The following is a 7,504-nucleotide window of genomic DNA, read 5'->3' as shown; positions in this document are numbered from 1 at the left end:
TACTGCCATGTAGCTCAACACAGTTTTTTTGAATGAAGTTAAAAACAATAAGCATAACCTTGGTTACAGTAATTGTATTTGTAAAAAAACAGGTAAAAAAAGCCTGTGCTGAATTCGTTTCAGCAAACCGATTTATGGCGACATTATAGGTTTAATTTGGTAGAGTAGGTTTGGTAAGATTTAAGTATTACGAGAAAGAACACCTCTAGTTTTGCATCTTAGCGCAATCAAACCTAAAATCGGGCCTAAAGCTAAAATGACATAAATGCTATTTGAATCGGTTAACTTTATCATCATGGTCATCATTTGAATGCTAACTATGGTTATGGAATACCCTATACAATTTACAATGGTAAGTGCGGTGCCTTTCATCTCTGCAGGTGCATTTTGAGCAACAAGTGTTGATAAAAGCGGTGAATCTGCAATGACCACTATTCCCCAAAAAATAAGAAACCCAAGAAACAAGATTTCAAATTCACTAGTAAATACCCATGGAGAAATAAGGCAACATCCACAGGATAACAAAAGGGCCATAAAAGCTGTTTGTTTGGTCCCTAGAACTTGTGAGAGATAGCCGCCAAATATACAGCCCATCGCTCCTACTCCAATAATTAGAAATGATAGTAGAGGAATATTAAATATGACTTGTGGATGTTCTACGCTGTATTTTTTTAGCATAATGGGTATAAAGGCCCAGAAAGCATATAACTCCCACATATGTCCAAAATATCCGAAAGCCACAGACCGAAATTTTAGATTGCGAAATACACTAAAAAATGCTGATAAATCTGTTTGCTTACTTTTTTTTCTGAAAGGACCATCAGGCACCAGTATAAGCATTAACAAGCCCCCTAAAACCCCAAGAAGTGAAGTTGTTATCAGTACCGATTTCCAAGAATATACAAGAGTCATTTCGTTTAACAAATGAGGAAGTGCAGTTCCCAACACCAAGGCGCCAACTAAAAATCCCAGCGACTTGCCAAGTCCTTTTTCATAATAATCTGCGGCAATTTTCATCCCCACTGGATAGATACCCGCAAGAAAAAAGCCTGTAAAAAAACGAAGTGAAAGTAAGCTCAATAAATTGTTTGCCTCCCATATAACTCCCAGGTTGAAGAGCGATCCCAGCAAAGCACTCACTAAAAAAACTTTTGAAGGTGAAAAGCGATCTGCAATTGTCAAAATAGCGAAGATCAAAGTCCCGATGATAAATCCAAATTGTACAGCTGAAGTTAAGTGCCCCAAAACACTCACCTCAAGATCAAAATTTATAACAAGATCGCTTATAACACCATTTCCGGCAAACCAAAGCGAGGTGCAGCAAAACTGTGAGAAAACAATTACTGGAAGTATTAATTTAGAGTGTTTCACTTAGAATAATATTCAATTTTACTCAACGCCTTTGTAAAATAAATGGAGCGTTAAAACCTCTAATCTAACACATACTCACCAAACCTACTAGCTAAAAGACTCGTAGAATAACTAATCGTTGCAATCATGTTTTAAGACGACTATTTCCAACTGAAGTGAATTGATTTTGGACACTATAAATGCTTTATAAAGTCCTGAATTTCTGATAACCAAAGAGGATATAATAGACTGCAATAACTATATATCCAAAACATCCACCCCTTTACGACTGTTTATTGATGATAGAATACCGATAGCGTTCTGTTGCCTTTTCTAAGCTTTCTGAAAGCGATTTTAACCAGCCCATATGATTGGATATCAAATAGGCTTCCTGAAGAGCATGAAGCGTTTCAGTGTCTAATTCAGTATAACCTTGTCTGATGTTTTCATCTCGCTTTTTTGATAAGTGGTGGTAGTTGCCCAACAACGTCTCCTGTGCATCTTCTCCAGTTTCTTCAGAAACTTTTTTCTTTAATTGAGTAGGGTCCAAGCTATCACAAGCCATCTGTAGCGTGTTGGCAATTTTTTTGATAAGTAGATTAAACTCTACGGAAGCAGGAGTGGTTCTATGATTGATGATAAAATTGCCGATGGACGCAATGGCAGAAATCATAGTCTGGTTAAGGGTCACCATTTCATAAATTAATTGGAATTCATTTTGTTTCGATTTTGGATCTTGTGTCAACCGTTGGAAGGCTGCATTTAAATTACTAATCGCCAGAAAGGCCTCTTTCCTTGCCAGATTATAAGAGAGTTTGTTTGTTGAGGGATCTTGATATAATTCTTGTGTTGCTAGGAGGTATTTTTTATTCATTTCCAAAGCATTCAAGAGCACCTGTTTAAGATTGTTGGCTTCCCAACTAGGAAATATAGTGTAGTTTGCAACAACGGCGATAGCGGCTCCAATGAGGGTGTCGAGGACGCGATATTGAATTACCTCGAAGGCATCGGGATTAATTAAGGAATACACAAAGACAATACTAATGGTGATTAATGCAGCAGCAGACTTATAATTTTGCTGGATTAATGCAAATGCAAATATCAACGATACTAATGCTAATACCGAATAGACCACTACATTTTGAGTGATAAGCACAATACCCACAGCCACTCCAGCGCCTATGAGTGTTCCAATGATACGATCTTTTGAGCGCTCTTTGGTTAAGCCATAGCTGGGCCGCATTATAACAATGATGGTTAGCAAAATCCAATAAGTGTTTTGAATATCCAAAAGAAAACCTAACAGATAGGCCAGGACAATAGCAATGCTAAGGCGTAAGGAATGTCTAAACATGGTGGAGTCCAAACTCAAGTTTTGAACAAGGACATTCAGCCTGTATTCTTGGAGTGTTAAAAACTGACTCGAATCTTGTCTTTTTAGGGAGACTTTAGAAGATTCTTGGACATTTGCCATCACCCGTCTGATAGCTTTGATCTCTTGAAGCAGCTGTTCTTGGTAATCGTATAGATTTTTCAAGACTAAAGCACCTTCGCGCGCTTGGGGTAATTTCACAGCATCGATATAATTTGAGATGGAATCCTCAGCATCTGAAAGCGCCTCTAATAAAAGTTTTTTATCTGGTAATTCATCATTTTGAATCAATAATTCTGACAAGCGTATGAGATGGTTACCCATGATTTTATTCAGAGTTTTAAAAGCTTTTAGAAATTCTTTACGCTCACCAAAAATTCCATCGATCGTTTTATAATCCAAATGTTTAGCTTCTATCAATTCGAAAATCTTGATTGAGGAAAGGAAAATCAAGAGTTGCTTTTCTTCATAACGCGAACGCCCAGAACGTTTACGTGCCGTAAGCAGTGTTTCTCGAAGTGTCTCGTGCTTGTCGTTGATTTGATGTTGAAGGATGAAGGTTTCTTTAAGGCGTCCATCACGCTTGCTTTTCTTGGTTAATAGTTTTGCTCTTAATTTTAGGTACTCCCCTATGAGATGAAGCGTATCTGACAAGAGTTGATTCTGATCTTTTTGGGGAAAAATCTTTTGAAAGATAAAAGATAGGATCAAATACCAAAGTCCACCCACTCCCATTAAGGCCACATGAACAAAAATTTCTTGTGCTGTTTCTTTTTGGGCGGCAAAGGCGATGACCATGGCTAGCAAGCCAGAAAAGGAAACTAAAGACGCTCTAAAACCATACACTGAAAGGAGTGACACTACAAACGAAATAACTGTAATGGCCACCAGCAAAAGAGGCAAGAAAGGTTTTAAAAATAGGATGATGCTAGTAATAAGCATTGTTAATCCAATACTTATCAAGACGGCATTAACTTTGCGTTTATTACTTCCAGGAATGTCTCCTGGTGCGTTTAAAAAAGCACCTACGGCAATAGATATTGCATATTCAAAATATCCTAAAAAGTACATGACAGCAAAAGGCACAGCTACCCCAACCCCAAGCCGAATACCCCGGTCAAAATTGGTGCTTTTTAAAAATAATTCTAGTTGTTTGAGTTTTTCTTTCAAGCAGTTTTTTTGTCTAACAGCAAAGTTAGGGTAATTGTAGGGGATGCATTGTCTAGTAAGTTTATTTTAGTAGGTGTTCAAACATGACTATAAAATTATTAGACATTAAATAGTGTATAAAACCTTTTCGGATACAGTTAATTTAAAGTTTTTAATTGTTGAATACGGGCTTCGGCCTATTTTTAATTTTTTCATATTTTTACACTTATGAATTATGACTTTGAAATGTCAACTTGATCTTATGGCTTTTGTTTTTTTTAGTGGTTTTCTCCGCAATTTTATTGAAAAAAGTTCTCGCACATGGAAAGGAGTTTAAGATAACAGGTTCTCATCTTGGTTTGCTTTTAAAAAAAACTTGTAAGTGATGAGCAAATGTAAAAAACCGACTTAGCTAAACACAAAAAATACTCTAACTCTTAGACAAAAAAAATGAATGAACGCACTTTAATTAAAAATGTAACTCTTGTAAATGAAGGGAAAATACTGGTTGCAGATGTACTCATTGCAGAGGGGTTTATACAGCAAATTGGAAAAATTGAGGTTAAACCAAAACACAGCGTAATAGACGGTACTGGCAAACACCTCTTCCCAGGAATTATAGACGGTCAAGTTCATTTTCGAGACCCAGGCCTAACCCATAAGGGCGACTTATACACCGAAAGTAAAGCCGCTATAGCAGGTGGAGTGACTTCTTTTATAGATATGCCAAATACAGTTCCAAATATCTTGACTGTTGAAAGCTTAAAAGAAAAATTTGACATTGCTTCCAAAAAATCTTTAGCTAACTACTCCTTTTTCCTTGGTGTAAATGGAGATAATATAGATGAGGTCATAAAAATGGATACGAGCCAATTTATTGGTGTTTCTGATGACGGCCTGTATTTTACCAAAAAAGGAAATCTACTGGCCGATAATCCTGAAATAATGGAAAAACTATTTGCCAACTGCAAATCCATTATCGCCATTCATTCTGAAAAAGAAGAAATTGTAGAAAAAAACGAACAGGCCTTCAAGGAAAAATATGGCGATGATATACCTGCAAAATTTCATCCTGTGATCAGGAGCACTGAAGGCTGCTATGAAGCTACCAAACGCGCCATAGATTTAGCAAAAAAATACAACGCCAGATTGCATATTTTGCATTTAACTACGGAAGCAGAAACTCACTTGTTTCGCAACGATATCCCACTGAAAGAGAAAAAAATAACAACCGAAGTTTCTGTACATCACCTCTGGTTTTCAGACGTAGACTATGAGCGATTAGGAATGCTTATTAAATGGAATCCAGCTATAAAAACAAAAAAAGACAAAGAAGGCTTATTAAAGGCACTACTTGATGATAGAATAGATCTTATAACCACAGACCACGCCCCGCACACGTTGGAAGAAAAACAACAACCCTACTTTCAATCTATGTCGGGTGCACCTATGGTTCAACATACGCTCAATTGTTTGTTGGAGTTTTATAAACAAGGCCTCATTTCATTAGAGAAAATTGTCGAAAAAATGTGCCATAATCCAGCTATTTTATACAGTATGACCAACAGGGGATTTATCCGAGAAGGCTATTACGCTGACTTAACCTTAGTAGATTTAAACAACACATGGACAGTGACCAAGGATAACCTGCTCTACAAATGCGGCTGGTCTCCGTTGGAAGGAACAGCATTTCAAACAAAAATTGAACAAACTTTTGTAAATGGAAATTTGATTTATGACCATGGCCTTTTTAAGGAAGATATATTTGGAATGCCCATAGATTTCACTACTAAAGAGCAGCAAAAATGATCCAAATTTCAAGTGACATTTCAAAAGCAATTGAACTCTTAAATAGAGAAGATGTCGTAGCAATACCTACCGAAACCGTCTATGGATTGGCAGGAAATATCTATAGCGAAAAAGCAATTCGAAAAATATTTCAGGTCAAACAAAGACCTTTATTTAATCCATTAATCGTTCATATAGCTTCTATCGACCAACTAGAAAAAGTAGCACGTGAATTTCCGATAAAGGCTCAAAAGCTTGCTGAAGCCTTTTGGCCTGGTTCTTTAACGCTCATTTTACCTAAAAAATCAAACATACCTTTGATAGTTACTGGGGGGAAAGATACCGTTGGCGTTAGAATTCCAAATCACCCCATTACTTTAAGTTTGTTAAAACAACTATCTTTTCCACTTGCAGCTCCAAGCGCAAATCCCTACAATAGGATTAGTCCAACAAGTTCTTATCACGTTAAAGGGTATTTTGAAAACACCCTACCTTTGGTGCTTGAGGGTGGTGAATGCAAAAATGGAATAGAATCTACCATTATTGGCTTCGAAAATAACGAAGCTATACTCTACAGGCTAGGAGCTATTTCTGTTGAAGACATTGAAAAAATAATCGGAAAAATTCAGATAAAAAACAAAAGCGAAACAACACCTAATGCCCCAGGAATGTTAGCAAAACACTATGCTCCCAAAACAAAGATGTACCTTTTGAACGATATTGATGAATTTATTGAAAATAACAAAAGCAAAAAAATTGGTGTCCTAAAATTCAAAGGAGAGTTGAATACCACGCGTTTTGAACATATAGAAATCCTATCGATATCTGGAGATTTAAAGGAAGCTGCTTCTAAGCTCTACAGTACGTTGCATAAACTAGATAGCTTAAATTTGGATATAATTGTAGCTGAAAGATTTCCCAATGTTGGTCTAGGTAAGTCTATTAATGATAGATTAGAAAGAGCGATAAAATAATTATTACTGACTTCATGGGTACTGCTTTATTTAAAAATAGACGTCTAGTCATAGCCACAAAACACGAAAAGGAAAGTGTAATTGCGCCTCTTTTAGAGGAGGCTTTAGGAGTGTCGTGCCATATAATAGAAGGTTTCGATACAGACAAGTGGGGAACTTTTTCTGGCGAGGTAGAAAGAAAACAAGACCCCATAGCTACTGCAAGACAAAAATGTTTAAAGGCAATGGAACTCAGCAATTGTGAGTTGGGTGTGGCTAGTGAAGGTTCCTTTGGTGCTCATCCTTCCTTATTCTTTACAAGTGCTGATGATGAGTTTTTGATTTTTATTGATAAGAAAAACAACTTGGAAATTATAGCCAGAGAATTGAGCTTGGAAACCAATTTTAATGGTCAGGAAATTAAAACAGAGACAGATCTATTGGACTTTGCAGAATTGGTAAAATTCCCATCGCATGGCCTTATTCTTAGGGAGTCAAAAACGAACACTACTCCTATAATAAAAGGGATAACAGATATAAGTCAATTGAAGAAGACCTTTAAAAAACTGATGAACACATTGGATTCTGTTTATGCAGAGACGGATATGAGAGCAATGTTCAACCCAAGCAGAATGGCTGTCATTGAAAAGGCAACCAAAAATTTGATTGCTAAAGTAAATTCCTGTTGCCCTCGATGTACTATTCCTGGTTTTGGAGTATCGGAAGTTAAGAAAGGATTAAAATGTAGCTGGTGTGGATTGCCTACCAACTCGACATTAAGTTTTATATATAGCTGCCAGAAATGCAATTTTACTAAAGAAAACATGTATCCTCATAAAAAAAGAACAGAAGACCCTATGTATTGCGATTACTGCAATCCATAAGAGAATAA

At 36.6% G+C, this 7,504-nt stretch carries 5 protein-coding genes; 3 read left to right on the top strand and 2 right to left on the bottom strand.

Going from position 1 to position 7,504, the window contains the following annotated elements; all coding sequences use genetic code 11:
- Positions 1 to 180: 180 nt before the first annotated feature.
- Positions 181 to 1,371, bottom strand: a complete 1,191-nt coding sequence (locus CXF67_RS03235) for an MFS transporter (RefSeq protein ID WP_102087441.1) — start codon at positions 1,369 to 1,371, stop codon at positions 181 to 183.
- Positions 1,372 to 1,633: 262 nt separating this feature from the next.
- On the bottom strand, positions 1,634 to 3,892 hold the full coding sequence (locus CXF67_RS03230; protein ID WP_102087440.1) for an FUSC family protein: 2,259 nt from the start codon (positions 3,890 to 3,892) through the stop codon (positions 1,634 to 1,636).
- Between the two features lie 429 nt (positions 3,893 to 4,321).
- Between CXF67_RS03230 and CXF67_RS03225 the strand changes: the two genes are divergently transcribed.
- Genes CXF67_RS03225 through CXF67_RS03215 form a run of 3 tightly spaced genes read left to right on the top strand, consistent with a single transcriptional unit; the run spans position 4,322 to position 7,496 of the window.
- A complete protein-coding gene (locus CXF67_RS03225; protein ID WP_102087439.1) occupies positions 4,322 to 5,680 on the top strand; it encodes a dihydroorotase in 1,359 nt (452 codons plus the stop codon).
- On the top strand, positions 5,677 to 6,633 hold the full coding sequence (locus CXF67_RS03220; RefSeq protein WP_102087438.1) for an L-threonylcarbamoyladenylate synthase: 957 nt from the start codon (positions 5,677 to 5,679) through the stop codon (positions 6,631 to 6,633). The genes CXF67_RS03225 and CXF67_RS03220 overlap by 4 nt, the downstream gene beginning before the upstream one ends.
- 14 nt (positions 6,634 to 6,647) lie before the next feature.
- On the top strand, positions 6,648 to 7,496 hold the full coding sequence (locus tag CXF67_RS03215) for a DC1 domain-containing protein (RefSeq protein WP_102087437.1): 849 nt from the start codon (positions 6,648 to 6,650) through the stop codon (positions 7,494 to 7,496).
- Positions 7,497 to 7,504: the final 8 nt, after the last annotated feature.

The organism is Psychroflexus sp. MES1-P1E (assembly GCF_002836055.1).
GTDB lineage: Bacteria > Bacteroidota > Bacteroidia > Flavobacteriales > Flavobacteriaceae > Psychroflexus.
Note: the sequence above shows the minus strand (reverse complement) of the source record. Positions and strands in the feature narration are given on the sequence as shown.

Coding starts and splice junctions, on each gene's coding strand:
- CXF67_RS03225 (WP_102087439.1), top strand. CDS start 4,322: ATGAATGAACGCACTTTAATTAAAAATGTAACTCTTGTAAATGAAGGG.
- CXF67_RS03220 (WP_102087438.1), top strand. CDS start 5,677: ATGATCCAAATTTCAAGTGACATTTCAAAAGCAATTGAACTCTTAAAT.
- CXF67_RS03215 (WP_102087437.1), top strand. CDS start 6,648: ATGGGTACTGCTTTATTTAAAAATAGACGTCTAGTCATAGCCACAAAA.